14 protein-coding genes and 1 riboswitch are annotated in these 26,222 nt (G+C 60.1%); of the genes, 9 read left to right on the forward strand and 5 right to left on the reverse strand.

The window, feature by feature from the left end:
- Positions 1-111 precede the first annotated feature (111 nt).
- The 7 genes from ACUIAH_RS06375 (at position 112) to ACUIAH_RS06405 (ending at position 15,821) form a co-directional block, all read left to right on the forward strand.
- Positions 112-1,413 carry an adenylosuccinate synthase gene (locus tag ACUIAH_RS06375; RefSeq protein ID WP_445340719.1) on the forward strand — a complete coding sequence of 434 codons (1,302 nt, stop codon included), beginning with the start codon at positions 112-114 and terminating at the stop codon, positions 1,411-1,413.
- Between the two features lie 9 nt (positions 1,414-1,422).
- On the forward strand, positions 1,423-2,391 hold the full coding sequence (locus ACUIAH_RS06380; RefSeq protein ID WP_445340720.1) for an FAD:protein FMN transferase: 969 nt from the start codon (positions 1,423-1,425) through the stop codon (positions 2,389-2,391).
- Positions 2,392-2,790: 399 nt separating this feature from the next.
- Positions 2,791-4,047 carry an MFS transporter gene (locus tag ACUIAH_RS06385; RefSeq protein ID WP_195760154.1) on the forward strand — a complete coding sequence of 419 codons (1,257 nt, stop codon included), beginning with the start codon at positions 2,791-2,793 and terminating at the stop codon, positions 4,045-4,047.
- 266 nt (positions 4,048-4,313) lie between these two features.
- Positions 4,314-5,363, forward strand: coding sequence for a ketol-acid reductoisomerase (gene ilvC, locus ACUIAH_RS06390; RefSeq protein ID WP_015022635.1), 1,050 nt, complete (start codon positions 4,314-4,316; stop codon positions 5,361-5,363).
- A 415-nt stretch (positions 5,364-5,778) separates the two neighbouring features.
- Complete coding sequence (locus ACUIAH_RS06395; RefSeq protein WP_445340721.1) at positions 5,779-8,757, forward strand: Ig-like domain-containing protein; 2,979 nt, start codon at positions 5,779-5,781, stop codon at positions 8,755-8,757.
- 147 nt (positions 8,758-8,904) lie between these two features.
- Positions 8,905-12,078 (forward strand): immunoglobulin-like domain-containing protein, encoded by a 3,174-nt coding sequence (locus ACUIAH_RS06400; RefSeq protein ID WP_445340722.1) that lies wholly within the window; start codon positions 8,905-8,907, stop codon positions 12,076-12,078.
- Between the two features lie 26 nt (positions 12,079-12,104).
- A complete protein-coding gene (locus ACUIAH_RS06405) occupies positions 12,105-15,821 on the forward strand; it encodes a family 43 glycosylhydrolase (RefSeq protein WP_445340723.1) in 3,717 nt (1,238 codons plus the stop codon).
- Positions 15,822-15,884: 63 nt separating this feature from the next.
- Here the strand turns inward: ACUIAH_RS06405 and ACUIAH_RS06410 are convergent, their stop codons facing one another.
- The 4 genes from ACUIAH_RS06410 to ACUIAH_RS06425 all read right to left on the reverse strand — a co-directional run bounded on the left by ACUIAH_RS06410 (position 15,885) and on the right by ACUIAH_RS06425 (position 21,741).
- On the reverse strand, positions 15,885-17,390 hold the full coding sequence (locus ACUIAH_RS06410; protein ID WP_445339438.1) for an amino acid permease: 1,506 nt from the start codon (positions 17,388-17,390) through the stop codon (positions 15,885-15,887).
- Between the two features lie 204 nt (positions 17,391-17,594).
- Positions 17,595-18,986 carry an amino acid permease gene (locus ACUIAH_RS06415; RefSeq protein ID WP_372338686.1) on the reverse strand — a complete coding sequence of 464 codons (1,392 nt, stop codon included), beginning with the start codon at positions 18,984-18,986 and terminating at the stop codon, positions 17,595-17,597.
- A gap of 180 nt (positions 18,987-19,166) precedes the next feature.
- Positions 19,167-19,345: riboswitch (Lysine riboswitch) on the reverse strand.
- A gap of 214 nt (positions 19,346-19,559) precedes the next feature.
- Entirely contained in the window at positions 19,560-20,426 is an 867-nt protein-coding gene (locus ACUIAH_RS06420) for an alpha/beta fold hydrolase (protein ID WP_045925026.1), read from the reverse strand.
- A gap of 49 nt (positions 20,427-20,475) precedes the next feature.
- The gene (locus tag ACUIAH_RS06425) at positions 20,476-21,741 is read right to left on the reverse strand and encodes an MFS transporter (RefSeq protein ID WP_445340724.1); all 1,266 of its coding nucleotides are present in this window, start codon (positions 21,739-21,741) and stop codon (positions 20,476-20,478) included.
- Between the two features lie 123 nt (positions 21,742-21,864).
- Here ACUIAH_RS06425 and ACUIAH_RS06430 point away from each other — a divergent pair, with 123 nt between their 5' ends.
- Positions 21,865-22,878, forward strand: coding sequence for a LacI family DNA-binding transcriptional regulator (locus ACUIAH_RS06430; RefSeq protein ID WP_045925024.1), 1,014 nt, complete (start codon positions 21,865-21,867; stop codon positions 22,876-22,878).
- 15 nt (positions 22,879-22,893) lie between these two features.
- On the opposite strand, the gene ACUIAH_RS06435 is transcribed toward ACUIAH_RS06430, so the two are convergent.
- Entirely contained in the window at positions 22,894-24,357 is a 1,464-nt protein-coding gene (locus ACUIAH_RS06435; protein ID WP_445340725.1) for an amino acid permease, read from the reverse strand.
- A 302-nt stretch (positions 24,358-24,659) separates the two neighbouring features.
- Between ACUIAH_RS06435 and ACUIAH_RS06440 the strand changes: the two genes are divergently transcribed.
- The gene (locus ACUIAH_RS06440) at positions 24,660-26,147 is read left to right on the forward strand and encodes an amino acid permease (protein WP_445340726.1); all 1,488 of its coding nucleotides are present in this window, start codon (positions 24,660-24,662) and stop codon (positions 26,145-26,147) included.
- The last annotated feature ends 75 nt before the right edge of the window (positions 26,148-26,222 follow it).

A 26,222-nucleotide genomic window follows, 5' to 3' on the forward strand; every position in this document is an offset into this window, starting at 1 on the left:
CTGATTTGAAAGGTCTGGAAGACCTCCAGCTCCATACGTAGGGTTAGGCTCGTCTATGGATGGTCTGCCTTTGTTTTCTTTGGATGGCGACCAGCGGATAAGGAGCATCGTATGCCTGGAATCGTGATCGTCGGGGCCCAGTGGGGCGACGAGGGCAAGGGCAAGGCAACGGATTTGATCGGCGAGCACATGGACTACGTCGCCAGGTTCAACGGGGGCAACAACGCCGGCCATACCGTGGTCGTGGGCGATCAGGAGTACGCCCTCCATCTTCTGCCCTCGGGAATCATTCACCCGGCCATCACCCCGGTCATCGGCAACGGCGTCGTGGTCGACCCGGCCGCCCTCTTCGAGGAGATCGATGGGCTCCAGTCCCGCGGCGTTGATTGCAGCCGGTTGAGGATCAGCGAGTCCGCGCACATCATCGCCCCCTACCATCGGACCTTGGACAAGGTGACCGAGCGCTTCCTGGGCAAGCATAAGATCGGCACGACAGGCCGCGGGATCGGCCCGGCTTATGCCGACAAGATCAACCGTGTGGGCATTCGCGTGCATGACCTGTTCAATGTCGACCATCTGCGCGACAAGGTGGAGGCCAGCCTGCACCAGAAGAACCAGATGCTGGTCAAGCTCTACAATCGTCGGGCCATCGAGGTGGAGGCCACCGTTGAAGAGCTGTCGGGATACGCCGAGCGGCTCAAGCCCTACGTGGCCAATACCTCATTGATGCTCAACCAGGCTCTGGAGCAGGGCAAGAACGTCCTCTTCGAGGGGGGGCAGGCCACCATGCTGGACGTGGACCATGGCACCTATCCCTTCGTCACTTCATCCAACTGCACAGCCGGGGGCGCCTGCACCGGCACTGGCGTGGGCCCGACCAAGATCGACCGGGTGGTCGGCGTGGCCAAGGCCTATGTGACCCGTGTGGGGGAGGGGCCCTTCCCCACGGAGCTTGACAACGAGCAGGGCGAATGGCTACGCCGTCAGGGCCACGAGTACGGGGTGACCACCGGCCGCTCCCGTCGCTGCGGCTGGTTCGATGCGCTGGTCAGCCGCTATGCAGTGCAGATCAACGGCCTGACCGACATCGTGCTGACCAAGCTGGATGTCCTCTCCGGTCTGGAGACCATCCCGGTCTGCGTGGGCTACGACATCACCCGCTCCGACGGCTCCAGGGTCAGGGTGGATCAGATGCCTGTGGACCAGGCCGAGTTCCAATCCGCCCAGCCGGTATACGAGGAGCTGCCGGGCTGGCGCGAGGACATCTCCGGCGCCAAGAGCTTCGAGGAGTTCCCGACCAAGGCCAAGGACTACATCCACCGCCTGGAGGATCTGTCCGGCTGCCGCATCTCGGCCGTGGGCTCGGGCCCGGGCCGCGACCAGATCGTGCAGATCCACTCCCTGATCGACTGAGGAATTTCCATGGGTCTGCCCTGCCTGACCGCCTTCCCGGGGGCGGTGGGTACGGGAATCATCATCTCCACGAACAGGCCTCTGGGAGAACGGCTGCACGGCGCCATCGTCGATCTGATTGAGGGTTACGAGCGTGCCCTGTCACGGTTCAGGCAGGATGCCATACCTGCGCGAATGGCCCAGGCTACTCATGGGGGCAGGTTTGTCTTTCCTGACTACTGCCAGGGGCTCTTTGACCTATATGACAGGCTGTATACCGCCACTGACGGGGCCCTGGACCCCATGGTGGGCGAGGACCTGACCCGTCTGGGCTACGGAAGACAGCCCACCTTCCGGCTGCAGGCCGATGCCGCCGGTCATCTGGGACGGATCCACGGGCGACCGACCTGGGGTGATGACCTCAGGCGTCAGGGTGCTGTCCTTATGACTACCGGCCCGGTCAGCCTTGATTTCGGGGCGGTTGGCAAGGGCTATCTGGTAGACCTCATTGCCGATCTGCTCGAACCTCGTGTCGAAGAGTACTTGATCGATGCCGGCGGCGACATGCGTGTGCGGACCTCTCACCTGGTCTCCATCGCCATGGAGGATCCCGGCGATCTGTCTGCAGGCGTGGGTCGGGTCGAGCTCTCCCGCGGCTCCTTGTGCGCCTCGGCACCCAGCCGTCGCCATTGGACCGACCGGTCCGAGGATGCCGCAGCGGCGGGATTGACAGCACTTCACCACATCCTGGACGCCATCGACGGCCGTCCGGTCGACCGTGTGCTGGCCTCCTGGGTGGTGGCCGGAGAAAAGGACAATGAACACCCCACGGGTCTGGCTGACGGACTGGCCACCGCCCTCTTCCTAGTGCCGCCGGATGTGCTGGCAGCCGGATTTTCCTTCTCCTGCGCCCTGATGTATGCCGACCGTCAGGCCGTGGTCTCAGACGAATTTCCTGGTCGGTTCTTTACTGACCCCAATAACCATCCGTCCACATAGTGGACCTGTCTCGTTGAGCAAGCCGGTGTCAGGCCTATGGTCGGCAGCAATGCGGATGCGCAGAGAACGCATCCTGTTCGTGAATGATGAAGGGAGGTTCGCCGTGATGACCAGCTTGACAGACACCCGCCGATTCGGCACCGTGTCCGCACGAATTATTAGCCCGTCCTCACCGGCGGACTGACTCGACAATCTTCATTGTTCGACCCCGTCGGAAGGCGGGGCTGGACGCATAGGCTTCATCGCATCAGACCCTGCCGACAGCGGGGTTTTTCTATAAGGAGATGAGATGAAGTGACGGCAAACGACGTCAGTGTTGCTTCCCCGGCCCCGGCAGCGTCCGCGCCCGGCAGCACCCGTGTGACCCGCAGCTCGGTTCGCACAGTCATCGGGGCCTCCATGGTCGGCACGGCCATCGAGTTCTACGATTTCTACGCTTACGGGACGGCTTCGGCCAACTATTTCCCCAAGCTTTTCTTCCCCAAGACCGATCCGACCGTGGCTCTGCTGGCCTCCCTGCTGACCTTCGCCATCGCTTTCATCGCGCGGCCCTTGGGGTCCTTGATCTTCGGACACTTCGGGGATCGTCAGGGGCGCAAGACCACCCTGGTGGTCTCCCTGCTGACCATGGGCTGCTCCACGGTCCTGATCGGCGTCCTGCCCACCTACGCTACCTGGGGACTCTGGGCCGTGGTGGTCCTCTGCCTGTGCCGGTTCGTGCAAGGCATTGGCCTGGGCGGCGAGTGGTCCGGCGCGGCCCTGGTGGCCACCGAGAACGCCCCGGAAGGCAAGAGGGCACTTTACGGCTCCTTCCCTGAGCTGGGCGCCCCCATCGGCTTCTTCCTGGCCAACGGAACCTACTTCCTGCTGGAGATGTTCTGCACCCCCGAGCAGATGCTGAGCTGGGGCTGGCGCGTGCCCTTCCTGCTCTCCGCCATCCTGGTGGTCGTGGGTCTGGCTGTGCGCGTCTCCATGCAGGAGACCCCTATCTTCCAGATGGCCCTGGATCAGCAAAAGGTTGTCAAGACCCCGCTGCTGGAGGTCTTCCGCAAGAGCTGGCGCCAGGTGCTCCAGGCCACCTTCCTGGTCGCAGTCACCTACACGCTCTTCTATACCCTGGCCACCTGGTCGCTGGCCTATGGCACCAAGCCCAAGTCCCAGGGCGGCGGCGGACTGGGCTTCACCAACCAGGAGTACCTGCTCATGCTCATGGTCTCCATCCTGGTCTTCGCCCTCTTCATCGTGCTGGCCTGCGTCTATGCGGACCGCATCGGCCGTCGCCGGGTGCTGATCGGCAGCTCCGTCATGCTGGTGGTCTTCAGCCTGGTCTTCCCCTACCTGCTCATGGCTCATCACAACACCTTCCAGGTCATGGTCTTCCTCTGCGTCGGGTTCGCCCTGATGGGCATCGCCTTCGGGCCTATCGGCGCCTTCCTGCCGGAGCTCTTCGACGCCAACGTGCGTTACTCGGGCTCCGGCATCGGCTACAACTTGGCGGCCATCGTGGGCGCGGCCTTCGTGCCTACCATCGCCACCTGGCTCTCCTCCCACTGGGGAGTGCGCTCGGTCGGGCTTTACCTGGCCGTCATGGCGGTCTGCTGCCTGGTGGCAGTGCTGACCTGCCACGAAACCAAGGATGTGGACTTCACCAAGTAAGCCTTGGGATGCATCCCGCCGGCCGGTTCCTCGAATCGCGCCGGTGTCCGAACAACGAATTGCGGACAGTCCATCTGGCCATATCACGAGTATGGTTGGAGGCATACCGTATCCATAGGGTACGGATCGGGGTCAAGGACAAAATCCGTCGCCCCGGTCGAAAGAGCATCGTCCGCCTGGAACAACGACAGGAATTCACAGTATTTTGCGTTCCCCCGGCCTGGAAGAGCCGGTCCGGTTGGACCGCACATAAAGGAGTGTAGATAATGGCAGCACAGATCTGGTATGAGAAGGATGGGGACCTTTCGGTTCTGGATGGCAAGAAGGTGGCCATCATCGGCTACGGTTCCCAGGGACATGCTCATGCGCTGAACCTGCGTGATTCCGGTGTGGACGTTGTGGTCGGCCTGCGTGCCAACTCCAAGTCGGTGCCCTTCGCCAAGGAGCAGGGCCTGGAGGTCAAGACCGTGCCCGAGGCCACCAAAGAGGCCGACATCGTCATGATCCTGGCTCCCGACCAGTACCAGCGCAACATCTGGCGGGACGACATCGAGCCCAACATCAAGGAGGGTGCGGCTGTCGCCTTCGCCCACGGGTTCAACATCCATTACGGCTACATCAAGCCCAGCGCCGACCACCCGGTCTTCATGGTGGCCCCCAAGGGCCCGGGCCATATCGTCCGTCGTGAGTATGTCGCTGGCCGTGGCGTGCCCGTGGTCGTGGCCGTGGAGCAGGATCCGCGCGGCGACGCCTGGGACATCACCCTGGCCTATGCCAAGGCTCTGGGCGCCCTGCGCGCCGGCGCCATCAAGACCACCTTCAAGGAAGAGACCGAGACCGACCTCTTCGGTGAGCAGGATGTGCTCATGGGCGGCGTCAACCACCTGGTCGAGGCTGGCTTCGAGGTGCTGACCGAGGCCGGCTACCAGCCGGAGATCGCCTACTTCGAGGTCTGCCACGAGCTCAAGATGCTGGTCGACCTGATGAACGAGGGTGGCCTGAACAAGGCTCGCTGGTCCTGCTCCGACACCGCTCAGTACGGTGATTTCACCTCCACTGTGGTTGACGAGTCCACCAAGGACAGGATGCGTCACCAGCTGCAGCGCATTCAGGACGGCTCCTTCGCCAAGGAGTTCATCGACGACCAGGATGCCGGCGCCCCCAAGTTCAAGGAGCTGCAGGAGAAGTACTCCCACGAGAAGATCGAGGAGGTCGGCCCCAAGCTGCGCGCCATGTTCTCCTGGAACAAGGACGTCAAGGATGCCGACGAGGCCCAGTCCTTCACCGGCAAGATCGCCCGTTCCCAGGTGCAGTGACCTCTAGGTTCTGAGCATCAGCTGCCATTTCCTTGGCATCGCCGCAGACCAGCATTCGATGCGAATCTGGTCTGCGGCGATTTTTTTTTTTCTTATTTGAGGCATCAGGGTTCAGCGTTGTGCCTGGGCTGCATGGTTCGTCAATCCGTACGGTAATGAGATGCCCGTTATTCGTTCCTGCCAATGCTGAGAATCTATTGTTATTGAATCGTTATTCTTTTCAGAGACAGCGGCTAATCGCAGATGCCAGAATGGATTTTGGCATAGGTGCTGATGTGATGATCAATCATGGGTCATGACCCATCTATGAATACTTGTCGTGTCGACTTAGGGCAGTCATCGAAGCCAAGCCGCAGTCGGCATGACACTGCAGGCGGGATTGCGATATCCCGATGAGCCAAAGGTGGTGGAGCGCATGAAAAAAATGAAAACATTGGTGTCGGTCATTGTGACCCTGCCGATGTTGCTGTCCTTCGCGGGAGGTACGGCATACGCCCTTGAGCGCCCTGAGACAAAAGGGCAGGAAACCAGATCACTGACCCCGGTTGCCTCCTATGACTTTAGCCAGGGTAATCTCTTGGATTCAGTCAATGGCTATGCCATGACTCTTCACGGCGGGGCATCCATCGGGGCCTTCGGAGACCGAAACGGAAACGAGGCGCTGAATCTGCAGAACGGTCAGTCAGATACTTCAAAAAACGTTCAATATGCTCAGCTGCCTTCGGAAATCTTCGGGTCAATAGGCAACGAGGCGACCATCGACTTCGCTGCCAAGTCGAGGCATGCTGACGATGGCAATTATTTCTCGCTGGCTATCGGCAAAGATGCCTCACATTACCTTTTCTTCTATCTGAGCAAAACCAGCGCCAAATTGGCGGTTGCGGACAATGGCTGGCACAATGAGCCCTCCTTCAAGGAGCAGCTCGACAATAATGATGGAATCTGGCATGACTTCCGAATCATCATCAAGGATGATTCCATGGCCTTGCTCAGGGACAACAAGTTGGTGGGAATCAAGACCAAGACCGGTATCAAGCTCTCCGATCTGGGGGGTTCCACCACCTACATCGGCAGATCTTTCTATCAGGGCGATGCGTACTGGAATGGCGCCATTGATGACCTGAAGATCTACAAGGGGGCCGATCTGGTCATGCCGACTGGGCTAACCGTGACCGGAACCGGCCTGGTGAACGGATCTCTGGCCTTGATGGAGAATGATGAGCGGCAGCTGACCGCAACAATCACGCCTGAGAGTGCCATCAGCAAGGAGGTGAGCTGGGCCTCGTCCAATCCCTCTGCAGCTACGGTCGATGCCAAGGGCAAGGTCAAGGCTGTGAAGGCTGGAACCAGCACCATCACCGCCACCAGCCGGGCTGGCGGACTGGTCAGTTCAGTCGACGTAACCGTCAAACCCTTGGATCCGGAAACGGCTGCCCAAGATGATGTGGATGCTCTGATCGCCGGGGTTCCCTCTCAGGCGACAGGGAACCTGCCTTTGCTGGCCAAGGGACCCAGACATGATGTTGACGTCACCTGGACCTCTTCCGATCCCGGTCGCATCAGTCCGACGGACAGCAATTACCGGGCACCAGCCAATGGGGCAGCCGACCCCTATCGGGGCGCCGGCATCGTCACCCGACCCTCTTATGGGCAGGGTGATTCCAAGAAGGTCAGCCTGACGGCCACCGCCAAGGCGGGCAATGGGCGCACTGTATCGCGCAGCGTCGATGTCGTGGTCAAGGAGAAGCCGAGGTCTGCGCCCAATGTCGGGTACGCCTCGGTCACTTTTCTCTCTGACGCTGACAAGACCGGAGGAAAAATCGGTGAGGCCCTCTATGAATCGGCGACCTCCACCGAGCGCAATGACTTCTTCTCCTTCAGCCCCATCAACAATGGCGACCCCGTCATCACTTCCAAGACAGACACCACTGGCTTGCGCGATCCATACGTGCTGCGCTCGCATGATGGCGACGAATACTATATGATCGCCACCGATCTGAAGGTCTCGCGCCAGGGCTGGGGCCAGAACCAGCAATATGGCTCGCTGAAGATCGAAGCCTGGAAATCCAAGGACATGGTCAATTGGACGCGGACCAACGCCGATGACGGTTCGGATGCAGGGATCGTCGTCAACTCCCCCAACCAGGGGATGACCTGGGCTCCTGAGGCATTCTGGGATGACGCGCTGAACGCCTATGTGGTCTTCTTCTCCTCACGGGCCTATACCGACGGCTCACGCTCGACAGCCGTCACCGGGAAGAAGGGTTCCCCGTATAACATCGTGCGCTATGCCATCACCCGGGACTTCAAAACCTTCACCCCCGCCAAGGACTGGCAGGACACCGGATACTCGCGCATTGACTCCACGGTTTTCAAAATCGGCAGCTACTACTACCGAATGACCAAAAACGAGGAGAACGGTGCCGCAGGATCCTACGTAGTGGATGGCAAGTCCACCTTCCTGGAACGATCGAAGTGCCTGACCTGCACCACGGCCAGTTCGGATCCCGATGCTGATGAGACCAGCACCTGGCGGTTGCTCGACCAGCGGCTGCTTCCCTTTGAGGGGCCGGAATCCATAGCTCTGAACAAGGATGACGTCAACCAGAACGAAGCCGGTGACGCCATGGTCATCATGGCTGATTCCGGGGGTTATCAACCCTTTATGACCAGCAAGACGGATCTGAGCCGCACCGACTGGTCCCACAGACTTTCGCAGACGCCGGGATGGTTTACTCAGAAGAAGCCGGGCAAGGGCGTCACCGGGTATGTCACGGATGACGGCATGCCCACCCCGAAGAGGCATGGGGCTTTCGTTGCCGTGCCTCGGAATGTTCTGGAAGCCATGCATAGGTACACCACAGCCAACCCCTCGCATCTGGAACCGGTCGCCTCCACAACCCAGGCTGATTATGCCTCGGACAGCCGCAAACTGAGCGTGACCGTCAAGGCCGAAGACCAGGGCGATGTGGCTGGCGCTGTACGTATCACGCAAAGCCCGGCATCGCGGCTGAGCCAGTCCTGGACGGCCGATGTGAAACTGGGGGCTGATGGAAAGGCGACGCTGACTGTGCCGGATGAGGTCTCCGGAGATATCAGAGTCGATTATCTGGGGTACACCGACAAACTGGTCAAGCCATCCTCCACCAAGGTGACCGGGCTTGTCGCCAAGGCTGCAGACATTGGCGTGCCTGGCACGTCGGATACCCACCTCTCCCAGACATCTCCCATTGAGCAAGTCAAGGCAGGAGGTGCTGGGTCGGTTTCACCGGACCCGGGGCTTTCTCAAACAGGTGCATCCGTTGGCGTCATTGCCTTGGCTGCGCTCGCATGCGCAGTCCTAGCAATCTGCTGGTTGCGATCGGCCGGGTATAGGTCGGCATCCAGGCACTGACTGCTCTGGCCGGCTGTCCCTATGGGTCTTTCGAGGAACGGCCGGCGTCGGCAGTCCAAGACAATAGGCTCCCGGAATCAGCTGTTCCGGGAGCATTCAAGAGCCACCGCAATGATGTGGTGGCATTACACAGGAAGAGGCCCGTTAATGAACGGACATGGAAAGAAAGCCCTGGGGCTGCTCCTAGGGTGTGCAACACTGGCATCGGGGTCGCTGCTGCCCCTTGTCGCATCGGGTGAGGAGACAGAGAAACCGCTGATCCATTACTCCTTCGACGCTGCCCCCAGCGGCCGGACCATAGCCAACGAGGGCTCTGACGGTCACAGTGACGCCACTCTGGAAGGCGATGCTTCCGTCAAGGACGGCCGCCTCGTGCTGACCGGCACCCAGGACGTAGTCATTCCTACCAGTGCCTTGAAGGATAAGCAGGACCTTACCGTTTCGATCTGGCTGAAGAATAATTCCGGCTCCATGAACACTTCAGCGGCCTACATAGGGAACGCAGATACCACCAAAGGGTATTTCCTGCTCAACCCATCCAATCCTGCGGGGCGGGTCAAGGCGGTAATGACCACGGCGACCGCCAATCAGCCCAACCAGTCCCCATGGGGCACCGAAGTGGGTCCAGGATCCACCGGGGCTCCCTCATCCGGCTCCAAATCCACTGACGACATGGCCTTGTACACCACAGTCATCAGCGGCTCCACAGGAACGATGAGCTCCTATCTCAATGGCGCTCCGCTGGGTTCTTCCACCTACTCCATACCCATGGGCGGTCTCAGCAATTACGGGGATCTGGTCGCTTACCTGGGCAAATCCTCCTATCCCGATCCCAAGAGCAGGATCGAGGTCGATGATTACGCCATCTACGATCAGGCCATGGATGCCGCTGGGGTCAAGGGGCTCTATACCAGCCAGGCCTTGGAGAAGATCATACCGACGGTAGCAGTCCCTGCTCAGGCGAGTGAGAACTTCACCCTCCCCATGGACCTCTCGGGCGTGCATCTGGACTGGGCATCCGATTCACCGGCCCTGGCAGTGGCTGGTGACGGGACAGTCACTGTCAGCAGGCCTGCTTCCGGGCAGCCGGATGCGAAGGTGACCCTGACGGCCACTTTCAGCCTGAACGGGGTCACTCGCACCAAGGCCTATCAGGTTTTGGTTCCCCATCTTCTGAGCGATCAGGAGCAGGCGCAGGCTGATCTGGATGCCGTGGGCATCGAGAATGCCGACGATGTGCGAACCAACGTTTCCATTCCTACAGTTGGGGAACACGGTTCCTCCTTCACCTGGTCCCTCAAGGATCCGGGAACGGTCGGCGCGGTGATCGTTGATGGCGTCAACGCCTCTTCCAAGACTGTGAAGGTCAACCGTCCCGCCGCTGGCAAGCCGGCTGCAACCGTGGTTCTGAGCCTGGAGGTCAGACATGGCGACAGCAGGCTGGTCAAGGAGTTCACCCTCAAGGTGCAGCCCATGCCTGCCGACAACTCCAAGGATCAGGCCTATGTCTGGGCATTCTTCACTGGCGAGGGCGTCGGCGGCGAGAAGATCAGCCTGGCTGCGTCCAAGGGCAACAATGCGCTGGACTGGAACACGCTGAACAACGGTTCGCCCCTCTTCACCTCCAGCAAGGGCGAGCAGGGGCTTCGTGATCCCTTCATCATGAGGTCCAAGGATGGCGACAAGTTCTACATGCTGGCCACCGATCTGAAGATATCCGGACGCCCCAATGCGCCCGGAGGGCTGAGCGGTTTCATGGGTGCCCAGGCCAACGGATCCAAATACATCGAGATCTGGGAGTCGGATGATCTGACCCACTGGTCCCAGGAGCGGCATGTCAAGGTGAGCAACGACTATGCCGGGAACACCTGGGCGCCTGAGGCCTATTACGATGCTGAGATCGGCAAGTACGTGGTCTACTGGGCCTCCAACCTGTATCCAGGCATCGATCCGGCTGAAAGGACCGCGCTGACTTACAACCGGATGATGTATGTCACCACCGACGATTTCATCAACTTCTCCAAGCCCCAAGTCTGGATCGATGTAGACCGCAGGGGTCAGCCCGGCTCGGGATCCATCGATGCCACCGTGCAAAAGGAAGACGGCCTTTACTATCGCGTCTACAAGGACGAGAAGACCATGACCCTGCGTCAGGAGAAGTCCAAGGACCTTCTGGCCAAGGTTGCCGGATCCTATCCCACTGCCGCATCCAGTGATGCCAGCGGCTGGTCTCTGGTCGGGGAGCGCATCGGCGGCGGGCAGGCCAACGGCTACGGCGGTACTTTCAGCGCCGGAGAAGGCCCATCCCTTTTCCGGGCGAACGATGGGGATGTCAACGGATACCAGTACTACCTCTTTGCCGATCAGCCCAATTACCACGGCGGTCCCAACCACTATGTGCCGATGGCCACGAACAATATATCCAAGGCCGACCAGTGGAAGGTGATCGGCGACAAGATGCCCGAGGCCAACTTCCCGACCAATACGGACGGCGGCAAACCACGGCATGGCACTGTCCTGCCAGTGACCAGGGCTCAGTATCAGAAGGTCCTGGAGGCCTATGCGCCCCATGTGGCGGTCGTCTCGGTTCCGGCCATGTCTGTAGAGACGAAGGTCGGTCAGGATCCCACGCCGAACCTTCCTGCCAAGGTGGAGCTGACCAAGGCTGACGGAAGCAAGGAGCAGGTGAAGGTGGCTTGGGATGCCGTGGATCCGTCCGCCTACAGCCACCCAGGAACCTTCAGGGTAAGCGGAATCGCTGCGGATGCTTCTCGGATGCCCGTGGAGGTCACGGTCAAGGTCCTCTCCAATGACGCCAGCCTCAAGTCTCTGACCGTGGCCGGCCAGCCAGTGGATCTGGCGCAGGCCTTGGCGGGTACTGCTACGCTGGCGCTCGCCGACCTGCCTGGACTGGCTGAAGCCGACATCGCCGCTCTCGCCACGGATGATCAGGCTACTGTCGCCTTGACCTTGGACTCTCCTGGATCAGCTGAAAGGATGCTGACGATCACGGTCACGGCAGCCGATAAGGCCACCACAAGGACCTACCAGGTCAAACTGACCCAGATTCGCAGCGTCCAGCCTGCACCCGACAAGGACAACGCCCAGAAACCGGGGCATTCATCATCCGGCAATTCTTCGGGCACTGCGAACCCGCATGCACAGGCCCGCCCCTCCCTCTCCGCCACAGGTGTGGACCTGTCGAAGGTTCCAGGCCTCCTGCTGGCAGCAAGCCTGGGGCTGGTTCTCATTGCCGTCTGCAGGTTCTTCGTCCGTCGACAGGGGTCGGCATCAGCCATGGATGGAGATGAGCAGAAGTGAAACGATGTGGAAGAATGATCGCCTGGATGATGGCGATTCCGACCGCCTTGGCCGGGTTGGCTTTCATCCCTGCAGCAGCAAGCGCTGTTGAGAGCCTGCCCACCGACGATTTGCTGGCCGAGTACTCCTTCGCCAGCAAGCCATCGGACGGGCGCACGGTCGCCAATACCGCCCCTGGCAGCGCCTTTGGCCAAGCACAGGTGCAGAACCCGGGAGACGATCTGTGGAAGGATCAATCCCTGGTTCTTTCCGGTGGGGACTGGAACGGAGGGGGCAGCTGGGTTCGGCTGCCTGCGGATCTGCTTTCAGACAAGTCCTCCGCTACCGTCCAGATGGAGGTCAAGGCGGATCCCGACATGCTCAAGAGCTTCCACTTCATGTGGAACATCGGCAACGCCTCCAACCAGGAATACCTGTTCAGTTCCCTCAACTGCGCCTTCGGACGCCAGCCCCTGGTGGGCATCAAGGCGAAGGGGATCGAGCATCTGGTCCAGTCGGGCTCCTGCGCGGTCCGGGCCGACCAGTGGATGTCGGTGACAGCCACCTTGGACGGGTCGGACGGCATGGCCAGACTCTACGTCGATGGCGAGGAGGTCGCCTCTGGCAAGGTTCCCGTCACCACTGCCGACATTGGCGACCAGAGCCTCAACACCATCGGCCACTCGCCTTGGAAGGATGTGAATTTCAAGGGCCAGGTGGCCAACTTCCGCGTCTACGGCAGGGCCTTGGACGCTGGACAGGTCAGGAGCATCAGCACTGTCGACGCCAACATCCACAGGAGCGAACTGGTGGACGGACGCATCGATGCCCTGGGCTTCCATGACCAGAGCGTGGACGGCGACTACCTGGCTCTGCCCACAGCAGGCGGCACGGTAACCTGGTCCTCATCGGATCCTTCGGTCATCACCGATAAGGGTATGGTCAACCAGCCGCCCTCCGGCGCTCAGGATCAAACGGTAACCATGACGGCTACCACCACAGTGCGTGGATTGACCGGCAGCAAGAGCTACCGCATCACTGTCAAACCGAGCACGAAGACCAAGGCCGAAAGGTTGCAGGAGGCGGCTGACGGTTACGTCATCCCGCCCCTGATCGCCTCGGGGACCAAGCTTCCTGTGGCTCCGGATCATACGACCCTGCAGCTTCAGGCCGCTTCCGGCATCTCCATCCAAGATGGGGGTCTGGTTTCCATAGCTGGTGACGAGCCTGTCTCTGGACGGATCACTGCCAGAATCGCCGCCGCGGGGGTTGCCGATCCCATTGTCAAAGACTTCGAGGTGAAAGTCCTTCCCAAGTCGAAGGCCAGCACCCTCCTTGCCTACGACCGTAATGCGACCTCGGCGGATACAGCCAACAACGGTGATATCGCGCACAGCATGCATCTGGCCCTCAAGGACGAAGCTTCGGGGCGGTACCAGCCCTACAACGGCAACTATGGCATCTTCTTCCCGCTGGGTTACGCTTCGCAGCCCGTCAACCAGAACACCAGGGACTACGCGCGCAGCCTCAAGGACCCCTCGATTTTCATGATGGGGGACGGGTCCTACGGTATCCTCTCCGTGCGCACCAACCGGGGGACGGATGTGCCGGACAGTCCTGGTCGCCTGCTCTTTGCCCGGTCCACCGACCTGCTTGCCTATGAGGAGTCCCCGAACTCCGCAGGCCTGATTGACCTGGGCGAAACCAACGGGGTCAACAATCCCTATGGGGTCTACGATACGGCATCCAAGACCACCATGATCGGGTGGTATGACGACAACGGAGTGCCCAAGTACACCAGCTTTGCTGAGCTCAAGGACAAGGATTCCGTGCATGGGCCTGTCCATGTCGGGCGGTTCGCCACGGTCGGCGGCAGCCAACCGGCGTCAAAGGTTCAGGGCATCGATGACTATCGCCACGGTTCGTCCATCGTTATTGACCAGGACCGTGTCAAGGCCCTGCAAATCCGATTCGGCCGTCTGACCAACACCGGCGTGGATGGTTTCAAGGACATCACCGTGACCAAAGGGAGTTCGGCTGACGGATTGAAGCTGCCGAAAACCGCTCGACTGACCTATTCCGACGGTTCCACGGGTTCGCTGCCCATCAGAGACTGGGATACCTCGCATCTTGACTTGAACAAAGTCGGGGAATACGAGGTTACCGGCACCATTGGCCAGACCTCCTACAGAGTTCCTTTCGCTGAGGAGCGCGCTGACCCCTCCATCTACAAGTGGCAGTGGAAGCGGCAGGTGGACGGCCACGAACGGGTGGACACCAAGTACCTCATGATTGCCACCAACGACATTGAAGGAGACTGCACCTGGCAGCATGGCAGTCCCCATATGCCTCTGCGGATGGCCGATGCCATTGCCGATCTGGCTGACACCCCTGGCCAGGATTCCGGGTTGATTGATGCCAACGGGTACAACGCCAAGGAGCATATCATCCTTAAGGCGGGGGATCCCGATGCAGAGGGGCAGCCGATCATGCACAGCTTCTGGGCGCCTGAGATTCACGAGATCAATGGCAGGCTGACAGTCCTGTTCATGGCTGGATACGGAAACCAGTGGACCAATGGCAAGGCGGTTTATATGCAGCTCAAGCAGGATGCCGGAGGTCATGATCTCGACCCGACCGTCGCTTCCAACTGGGAGCGGCCGCGAGCCGTGACTCGTTCCGACGGGCGCCCTCTGGCCCTTGCCGCTGATGGAAGTGTCGGCATGTCCTTGGATATGAGCTACTTCCAGGATCAGAAGGGACAATCCTATTACGTCTGGCAGCAGCTGGGGGCCACCTATTTGGCCAGGATGAATCCTGCCGACCCTGCTCATGTCACTACCGACCCGGTGAGGATTGTCGCTCCTGATTACGCTTGGAACGCCACAATCGCCGAGGGGCCCAATGTAACCCTGCACCAGGGCAAGCTCTATCTCATGTATTCCGGTTCTTCGGTCGGCAAGACCTACACCACCGGCATGGCTGTGGCCGACGGATCAGGCAATACCGACCTGACCGATCCAGCCAGTTGGAGCAATCTGAACTACCCCATCCAGAACTCGGGCATTTTCAACGGAAAGTGGCAGCTGGGCACGGGCCATGGCATGTGGAGCGAGGACGAGGACGGCAATCAGATCTACGTCTTCCACGCATACGCCAACAGGACGGATGGCTACCGCAACTATTCCGGGCGGGATACTTTCGTGCGCCGGGTCCATTGGGCAGCAGATGGTCTGCCCGTGCTGGACATGGATGCGAATGAAGAGCTCGCCCACCCTGATGTGAAAGTCCGGGTCAAGGTGGTTGATTCCTCGGTCAAAGTCGACAAATCTGGCCTTTCTGCTGCCTTGAAGAAGGCCGATGGTCTGGACCAGGGCAAATACGAGTCCGGTTCCTGGCTGGCTTTCACTGCGGCTCGAATGCAGGCACAGGCTGTCTATGACGATCCCAATGCCGACCAGGCGGCAGTTGATCAGGCGCTGAAAGGTCTTCAGGAGGCTATCAAGGCCCTGGTTCCCCTCAGCGGACCGGGCGGAAATGGAACGCAAGGCGGCAGTCTGGGACAAGGCACCAGTCTGATCTCTGCCGGTGTCAGCGGAAATGATCGTCACGACCCTGGCCGTGATGCATCAGTCGGGAGCGGTGGCTTGTCCTCCACCGGAGCGGATGTCGCTGCAGTGAGCCTGGCGGCCTTGCTTATGGTCTCGCTGGCCTTGATGGTGGCCATTCCGGTCAGAAGGTCGAAGCCATCGTTGTTGGCCTAGGCTTGGGCTTGGCCTGATGGCGCCCCGCGGATGGAACAGATCATCTGCGGGGCGCCTTCTGCTTCAGCGGGCGGATTCGGCGCCGGACACGTCCATGTCCTTGAGACGCACGATCTTGGTGTGGTTGACGAACTTGAAGCCCAGGTAGAGGACCAGGACCAGGACCACGCTGAAGTAGGTCATGGCCATGTGCGACCAGTTCAGGCTGAGCAGGGAGGGGATGTCCTGTCCGGCGATGACGATGACGCAGAGCACCATGGCCAGGACCGGGCCCAGCGGATAGAGCTTGGAGTGGTACTTGAGCTCGCTCAGGTCGTGCCCCTGGAGCTTGAAGGCCCTCCGGAAGCGGAAGTGGCTCAGGGCGATGCCGATCCAGGCGATGAAGCCGGTCAGTCCAGTGGCGGTCACCAGCCACATGTAGAAGGACTGGCCGAAGATGCTGGAGGCGAAGGTGGCCAGGGACATGCAGACCGTGGCTACCAGGGCCGCCAGGGGGATGCCCCTCTTGGTGGTCCTGGCGAAGATGGCCGGGGCATAGTGGTCCTTGGCCAGTCCGTAGAGCATGCGGCTGGAGGCGTAGGCCCCGGTGTTGACGGCCGAAAGGATGGATGTCAGCACCACCGCGTTCATGACGCTGGCCGCCGAGGCCAGGCCGGCCCGCTGGAAGACCAGGGTGAAAGGCGACATGGCGATGTTCCCATCAGAGGCACCCAGGAGGTTGGGGCTGGTGTAGGGGATCAGGGCGGCGATGACGAAGATGGAGAGCACATAGAAGAGCAGGATCCGCCAGAAGACGTCGTTGATGGCCTTGGGGACCGCCTTGCCGGGGTTCTCGGACTCGCCAGCGGTCACGCCTACCACCTCGGTGCCCTGGAAGGAATAGCCGGCGATCAGGAAGACGCTCATGATGGCCGGGAAGCCTCCCACGAAGGGGGCGTCCTTGTAGGTGAAGTTCTTGAGGCCGACCGCCGGCTGGAACATGATGCCGCAGATCATGGCCATGCCGATGACCAGGAAGACAATGATGGTGGCCACCTTGATCAGGGAGAGCCAGAACTCGGTCTCCCCGAAAGCGGAGACCGTCAGGGCGTTGATCAGGAAGACGATGACCAGGACCAGCAGGCTCCAGATCCATCCTGGGGTGTGGGGCAGCCAGTACTGGATCAGCAGGGCGGCGGTGGAGATGTCCACGGCACCCGAGATGGTCCAGTTCAGCCAGTAGTCCCAGCCCATGGCGAAGCCCAGGGCCGGATCCACGTAGCGGGCGCTGTAGGCGGCGAAGGATCCCGACACCGGCAGGTGGGTGGCCAGCTCGCCCAGGCTGGTCATCAGGAAGTAGACCATGACGCCCATGGCTATGTAGGCCAGAAGTCCGCCGCCGGGGCCGGCTGTGGAAATGGTGGAGCCGGAGGTCATGAACAGGCCCGTGCCGATGCAGCCGCCCAGGGCGATCATGGAGATGTGGCGGGTCTTGAGGTTGCGCTTGACGCTGCCGTAGCCATGATGCTCTTGCCCGGCCCGGTCGGATTGATTGGTGTTCGACGCTGCATTGCTGGTGTTCCGCGTCATGATCCTCCTCCTTTTGGCTGGGCGACGCACCGGGGAGTCCGGGGTCGTACTGAGATTGCGATTCCTGATATGCCGGCTGGATGCCGGAACAGATTCATATGGCCGGGTCCTTGAGCCGGTCCTCGAACGCTTAGGGAGTCTATGCCATTGGTGTGGCTTTCCAGCTCCCATGGTCATAATGTGTCATGCTAGTTGACAAATCTTTCATAGCGATTCCGGATCCCCGCTCAAATCCATCTCCTTCAGGGGAACGATACGGGTATGGTATCGGATCTTGTAGCCCAGGTAGAGCGCAAGCACCAGGGGCACGCTGATGTAGGTGACGCCGATCTCCTGCCAGTTCCAGTTGACGAAGGCCTCGATGTTCTGCCCGCCGATGACGATGATGCACAGAATCAGGGCCAGGATGGGCCCCAGGGGGAAGAGCTTGGCATGGTAGCGCAGCTCCTCAACCCGGTGGCCCTGGACCACCCAGGCGCGGCGGAAGCGATAGTGGCTGAGTGCGATGCCGATCCAGACGATGAATCCGGTGAGCCCAGAGGCGGCCACCAGCCACATGTAGATCCGCTGGCCGAAGATGCTGGCGGCGAAGGTGGCCAGGGAGACCACGAGAGTGGCGACCAGCGAGGCCATGGGGATGCCATGACGGGTGGTGTGCCCGAAGAAGGCCGGGGCGTAATGGTCCTTGGCAAGGGCGTAGAGCATCCGGGTGGAGGCGTAGACCCCTGAGTTGGCGGACGAGAGGACCGAGGTCAGGATGATGGCGTTCATGACGCTGGCTGCCGAGGCCAGGCCGGCCCGTTGGAAGACCATGGTGAAGGGCGACATGGCGATGTCCCCCTCGGCGGAGCTCAGCAGATTAGGGCTGGTGTAGGGGATCAGCGCAGCGATGACGAAGATGGACAAAATATAAAAGAGCAGGATCCTCCAGAAGACGTCATTGATGGCCTTGGGAACCGCCTTGCCGGGGTTTTCGGACTCGCCAGCCGTGACGCCGATCAGCTCGGTGCCCTGGAAGGAGAAGCCTGCAATCAAAAAGACGTTGAGAATGGCGGGGAATCCGCCCACAAAGGGGGCATCCTTGTAGGTGAAGTTGCCTAGGCCCACAGCCGGGCGAAACATGATGCCGCAGATCATGGCCAGACCGATGGCCAGGAAGACGATCACTGTCACTACCTTGATCAGGGAGAGCCAGAACTCGGTCTCGCCAAAGGTGGACACGGTCAGGGCGTTGATCAGGAAAATGACCACCAGGACCAGCAGGCTCCAGACCCATCCTGGGGTGTGGGGCAGCCAGTACTGGATCAGCAGGGCGGCGGTGGAGATGTCCACAGCCACGGTGATGGCCCAGTTCAGCCAGTAGTTCCAGCCCATGGCGAAGCCCAGTGCCGGATCCACATAGCGGGCATTATAGGCGGCAAAGGAGCCGGAAGTGGGCAGGTGGGTGGCCAGTTCGCCCAGGCTGGTCATCAGGAAGTAGACCATGAGGCCCATGGCCGCGTAGGCGACCAGCGCGCCTCCCGGTCCGGCCTTGGCAATAGTGGAGCCGGAAGTCATGAACAGGCCGGTGCCGATGCAGCCGCCCAGGGCGATCATGGTGACGTGTCGGGTCTTGAGGTTGCGTTGGACCCGGTCGTCGGATGTGGAGGGGCTGACCTTTCCGCCCTGCCTGGTCGCCATGGCTGCTCTTCTCCTCGAACTGACCTGAGAGCCCTATGACGACGGTCCCGGCCAGTTCCGCTCAGGCGGAATCCAGGCGGGTTGCCTGTCTGTGACACTGCACATAGCGCTCCGCAACATCGGGTTGCGACAGTCCCGGACCTGTTCGACCCGGGCCCAACGGGTCGGATGGGCGGATCCGAACCGTTTCGGCCGGACATCCTTTCGCCGGGAATAGGCGACACCGCACTGTCTGATCCCGGTTACTGATAGGTTCGGCGACCTCTTCAGTGGCTTGCAATCATAGACTAGCCTAGAGTATTTCTCCGACAAGGACCGCCCGTGTTCCGCATTCAGGCCCGAAGCTTGTGGATGCCTCCGGTGGTGGTTCGATCGCAGGCGATAATAAACCGGCCATGGCGGAACATGTACGGTGATGGCCGGTCGGGTATCGGTTTTATCGGTGGGTGCCAAATCCGGCAATTGCGAATTTGGCACCCACCGATTTGCTTATTTTTCGGTTTTCTGGCCCCGTTCTATAGTCCTGGTGATGATGCGAACGAAGTCGTCCCAGAGCGCTTCCGGCAGTTCGTGAGCCATGCCCGGGTATATATGCAATTCGGAGTTCTTCAGGAGCGAGGCGATATGGATGCCGGCTTTCGGGCTGAAGAAGGGGTCTCGTCTCCCATGGAGGACGGCGACTGGCAGATCGAGCGCAGCCAGTTTGTCCTCATCGGCCATGAAGTCCGCGATGGCCGCCTGCTGTCTTCTCCAGCCGTCCGGACGGTAGCAGCGGTCATAGGTGAGGATCCCCTGTTCCCGCACTTTCTCTTCATTGAAGGGATAAGCCGAGGTCGTATGGCAGGCTCGCTCGCGGGTGACGAATAGATTGACGGCTTCTTCCCGTGATGAGGCCACATCCAATCCCACGTTGCCACCCTCGTCGGCCGCAGATTCCTTGGAAGTCAACCATTCGAGATGTTGGGAGGGGGCGGTGAACCCGATGATGGCCGAGGATATCCGTTGGGAATACTCGGCCAGAATCTGCTGGGTAATCATGCCTCCCATGGAAACACCCATGATGTTGAACCGTTCAAGGCCTTCGGCGTCGGCGATGGCCAGAACATCCTTGGCCATGTCGGTCACATCGTAGAGTTTGCCGGTCTGGTCCGGTGACCCGGTCTGGCTGGACAGTCCGACGTCGCGGTTGTCGAAGACTATGGTTCGGATTCCTTGCTGATTGAGAAGTCTGGTCAGGTCCTTATCCCAGCTGACTAGTTGGGAGGTATACCCGGCGACCAGGATAAGGGGTGCCCCGTCCTTGGGGCCTGCAGATTCGTAGTAAATGGTTATATTGCCGTTCTTTGCGTAGGGCATGACGGTATTTCCTTTCTCTGATTATGGTTAGTGGCGGCTTGTGCGGTGGTTACCTGACCGAGCGAATCAGCATGGTGAATACGCCTCCCAGGAATGACGTGAGAATCCCGAAGACGAAGACTGCTGCGTAGGTGCCGGTGGCGCTGATCAGCATGGATCCGATCAGGGGTGAGAGGGCGGCCGGTACGGAAGTCGCAACGGCCAGAATGCCCAGGTCCCTGCCCTCGTCGGCCTTGGAGGGAAGGACGAGGGACATGACGGCTATATCGACGGAGAAGTAGACCCCGCCGGCTGCACCATTGATGATGGCGTAGATGACCATGCCGATCCAGTTCGGCATGACCAGGGGGACTATAAAGGAGACCATGTAGACGATTGACGACATGGCCACGACCAACTTACGGCGGTCCAGCATGTCAGCGAGTTTTCCGAAGATTATGATGGCGATGATCTGGGCCACGGTCTGTATGGATGAAATGGTTGCCACCGCGGTCGTCGGGTTTTGCCCCGGGATGTTCTTTGTGCCGATGTAGTCGGTCAGCACGTAGAAGGTGAAGCTTGAAATGGCAAAGGCGGCAAAGTAGAAGGTGAATCGGGAGATGAAGGCCATGGTGAAGTCCCAATGCAGGAAGGCTGAGAAGAAATGGCCTATTTCTTTGAAGTTGAAGGTCTTCCGCTTCTTCTCCTTCGGTTCCTGGGGCAGGTTCTCCAATGATGAAGGTTCGGGGGCAAATATGCAGAACACCACTGCTGCTACAAGGAGGAAGAGTCCGACCAGGAGGTATCCCCAGTGCTGACCTGTTCGGGAGGCGAGATTGACAAAGACGAGGATTCCCACGGGAACCCCCAGTCCGGTCACCGATGATGCCACCCCGCGCTTGTCTTCAGGGATCCTGTCCGGAATGACTGCATAGATAACACCTTGGAACCAGTTGGCGAACAACCAGACCAGGCCGGCCATGACGACCAGACCTGCGATGCCGGTCATGAAGCCCATGCCTATGCAGGCCAGGGCTGTTCCAAGTGCGGAGATAATGAGCCAGGGAGTCCTTCTGCCGAACCTGCTCCGTGTCCGGTCCGAAATAGCGGCACCCACAGGGAGGATGATGGTTCCGACCAGTGAATTCACAAAGGAGATCATGGCTGTATCATGCACCTTATTTGTGGGGTCAATGCTGACGATCTGGGCCGGCAGCAGTACTTGCCCTATGGCCTGATAGACTCCATATACACCGATGATGGTTGGGAAAAGCAGTATTAGTATTCGATTGACGCTGACCTTGTCTCTGGCCGGTTTCTGGGTAGTTTCATTCACGACGAGCTCCTTTGGCCGTACATGGTATGAAGTGTGGTAACGCGTGCTACTAACACGTGTTACCACGTAATAATATACTGATTGACAGATATGTCAAATAGACCTCCGGGAAGGAGCGAACCAGTGGCGAAGAAGAGGGTGGTTCGTAGCCAGGATGTGGCTGATCAAGCCGGTGTCTCGCGTACCACGGTCAGCCTCGTTCTCAATCATCGTGACGCATCGATCCCTGAGAAGACCAGGCAGAAAGTCATCAAGGCAGCTGATGACTTGGGGTTTGTTCCTTCCGCGGCCGGGAGGGTACTGCAACGTGGCAGGGGCACCGTTGTTTTATGCCTTACCGTGGATTCCGAGCCCTCGCTCAAGGCCGATGAAGCAACGAATGTACTGAGCCGGAGTCTCCATGACCGAGGGCTGACCTGCCTCTTTTCGAAGACCGCAGGATCGACCACTCCGTTGAAGCAGCTCCTGGAAGAAATCACACCCAGCGTTGTGGTTCCCTTCTTCCAGCTATCTAATGAAGACAAGGACCTTCTGAAGAGGCTTCATATTCCTCTGGTCGAGTTCTTCCGGCCTTCCAGGAAAAAGCACAACGGCCTGCCTCCCGTAGAGCTGTTTGGTGATTTTCAGGAATCCGTTGGCGCTCAACAGGCCGGATACCTCATGGACAAGGGCTGCGAGCGCATCGCCTATGTCGGTACCACAACCTCCAGCAACAGCGCCATTTGTGGGTCGAGGCTGGCAGGTGTACGACGAGGACTCGCTGCAGGGGGGCGGAATCTGGTACTGAATGCCAATATCTCATGGCATGACCACGGCCAGTCGGCAGACGCTCTGGTGAATTGCTTGGTCGAGAACAAATGCGATGGGGTCTGCGTCTACAATGATCAGCTGGCCGCGCTTCTGATCTCCAGGGTCAAGAACAAGGGCATCGAAATTCCCCGAGGCCTGCGCATCATCGGAGTCGATAATGACCCCATTGCTGCCTATCTGCAGCCATCATTGACAAGTATCGATTACGACAATGTTGTCTTTGCCTATATCGATGCCATTGTTGAAGCCAGCGAATGTGGGGACAATCTCGGCAAGACATTGAATCATACGCCACGCATATGGGTCGTTGAGAGACAGTCGGCCTGATTTGGGCCGGGCCCCTTAGTCGCGCCTGTGCCGATGGGTCAGCTGGTAGGCCACCAGGAGGATGGCCAGCCAGATGGGCCCGGCGATGACCGCCACCCGGTAGCTGGGGGAGAAATACATGAGCACCACCACGAAGGCCAGGAAGGCCAGAACCGCCCAGGGGGTCACCCGGGCAAAGGGCAGCTTGAAGTGCAGGGCGTTCAAAGCGCTTTCACCGGTCTTGCCGGCCAGGTCGCCCGGCCCCTCGCCTCGTGCCACGGCACGCCGGAAGAGCATCTCGGTCACCATGATCATGGACCAATTGATGATGGCCGAGATCGTGGCGATGCTCATCAGATAGTTGAAGGCGAACTGGGGCCAGAGGAAGACCACGACCACGGCCAGGGCGATGATGCAGGCTGAGGTCAGCACTCCTGCGTAGGGCACGCCGCCCTTGGACAGGCGGCTCAGGTACTTGGGGGCGTTGCCCTGCCGGGCCAGGGAGAAGAGCATGCGGGAGTTGGAGTAGAGGGCCGAGTTATAAACGCTCATGACCGCAGTCAGGCAGACGAAGTTGAGGATGCCTGCGGCCGCGTGGACTCCCACCGAGTCGAATATCTGGACGAAGGGGCTGACCACCATGCCCTGGGCGTTGGGCTTGCCGATGGCATTCCAGGGGACTACGGCCATGATCACCCCAAGCGTCAGGATGTAGAAGACCAGGATCCTCCAGATGATGGCATTGGTGGCCTTGGGAATGGTCCGACGGGGATCGGAGGCCTCTCCGGCGGTAATGCCGATCAGCTCGGTGCCGCCGAAGCTGAACATGACCACCGCCAGCGACATGAGCAGACCGGTCCACTGGCCATTGGCCCCGTGACGCATGAGTCCGTTGGGCAGGAACCCGCCGCCCACGGTGAACCAGTTGGCGAAGGAGGCTCGCAGTCCGTTGGCCGTGGGCAGGGCCATGACTACGACGGCCAGGCCGCCGATGATCATGGCGACGATGGCCGCGATCTTGATGATGGCGAACCAGAACTCGAACTCGCCGAACTTGCTGACTCCCATCAGATTGGCGGCCGTGATGACCACCAGGAAGAAGGCCGCAGAGACCCAGGCGGGGATTGCCGGGAACCAGAAGTTGACGAAGGTGCCCACCACGGAGAGTTCGACCATGGATACCAGGACGTAGTTCATCCAGTAGTTCCATCCCGACACGAAGCCCGCCCGCTTGGACCAGTAGCGGGTGGCGTAGTAGCTGAAAGCGCCGGACTTGGGGTCTTCCACGCTCATTTCGCTCATGGCCCTGACGATCATGAAGATGGCCAGACCGCCTATCAGATAGGCGATGATGATGGCCGGCCCTGCCAATGAGATGGATTCCCCGGACCCGTAGAAGAGTCCCGTCCCTATGGCGCCGCCCAGCGAGATGAGCTGGATGTGCCTGTTCTTCAGGGTTTTGCGCAGGTTCTTGCCCTGCGACTCCTTGGGTTGATCCATGGGGATGTCATTCCTTAGGTGGTAGTTGTCAGCTGAATGTGACCGGCTGACAGGGCCAACCCTATAGGAGCCGGTCCGAGCGGAATGAGCATGCCTTTGCATTGTGGAACAGAGACGTCCGCCATATGAGACGTTAAATTCACCGAATCGTGACCGTTGGGTCCTACCATGGGCGTCGGTGCCTGCCGTCTGTTCCCGGTTATCGACACCTCTATGGTATTGCTGTCCTACCGGCCTTGATGGGATGTCCCTTCCTGGACGGCGATGATTAATGGGTTGTGAAGACAAGGAGGTGCAGTCGCATGAACCGTACGGGCAATGGCCCTTTGGCGCAGCAGAATCAAGGTGACAGCGCCTCGGCAGGCGACGGCATGGAACGCGGTCTGAGCAACCGTCATGTGCAGTTCATTGCCATCGGGGGCACCATCGGCACCGGGCTCTTCCTGGGGTCGGGCAAGTCCATAGCCCTGACCGGCCCCTCCATCATCCTGGTCTACATCGGCGTCGGCGTGATCATGTACCTGCTCATGCGGGCCATTGGCGAGCTCATGTATCGCAGCCCCGTCCAGCACACCTTCATCGCCTTCATCAGCCGCTACCTGGGCCAGGGGTGGGGGTCTTTCGCCGGCTGGTCCTACTGGATCGTGCTCATCCTGATCGGCATGTCCGAGCTGACTGCCGTGGGCACCTACTTTGTCACTTTCTTCGGCACCTTCGGCATCGATCTGAGCGCTTGGCGGGGCCTGATCGAGCTCTGCTTCCTGGCGGCCATGGTGTGCATCAACCTGATTGCCGTGCGGGTCTTCGGGGAGACCGAGTTCTGGTTCTCCATGATTAAGATCACCCTGATCCTGGCCATGATCGCCACGGCCGTGGTCATGGTCATCACGGGCTTCCACTATCCGGCGGTTCACATGCCGGGGCAGGATCGGATCAGCCCGGCCGGCCATGCGGGCCTGGACAACATCACCAATGGCCTGAGCATGGCGCCCAACGGGTGGATGGCCTTCTTCATGAGCTTCCAGATGGTCTTCTTCGCCTACGAGATGATCGAATTCGTGGGGGTCACCGTCTCCGAGACCCAGAATCCCCGCAAGGTCCTGCCCAAGGCCATCAACCAGATCATCCTGAGGGTGCTGATCTTCTACGTGGGCGCCCTGGTCGCCATCATGCTGATCGTGCCCTGGCGCTCTTTCCGTCCCAACGCTGACGGCAGCTTCACCTCGCCATTCGTCATGGTCTTTCGCTACGCCGGGGTCGACTGGGCGGCCGCCCTGGTCTTCTTCGTGGTCATCACGGCAGCCAGTTCCTCGCTGAATTCCCTGCTCTATTCCGCCGGCCGCAACCTCTTCCAGCTGGCCGCCGCCGGCCACTCTCCGGTGATGCGCAGCCTGCATACGATTTCACGCCGCGGCAAGGTGCCTGCCCGGGCCATCATTCTGTCTGGGGTGTTGATCCTTTTATCCCCGGTGCTGCATCTGTTGCCCGGCTTCGAGGACACCTTCGTCCTGTTCACCTCCTGCTCCAGCGCGGTCATCATCTTTATTTACATCCTGACCCTGCTGGCTCACCGTCGCTACCGGACCAGCCCGGACTTCATGCCTGACGGGTTCCTCATGCCGGCCTACCGGGTGACTGGAGCCGTTGCCATCGCCTTCTTCGTCCTGATCTATCTCTCGCTCTTCCTGGCTCCCGACACCCGGTATCCGGCCATACTGGGATTGGTCTGGCTGCTGGTCTTCGGCGGCATCTGCCTGTGGAAGCACAGGGGCGAGCCCAAGCTGGCCTGAGTTCAGGTCAACAACTAGTTACATCAAGCCATGCGCGACATGTCAGCGGGTCATCGATCCGGTTCCTGATGGCTC

The organism is Bifidobacterium sp. ESL0820, from assembly GCF_052606235.1.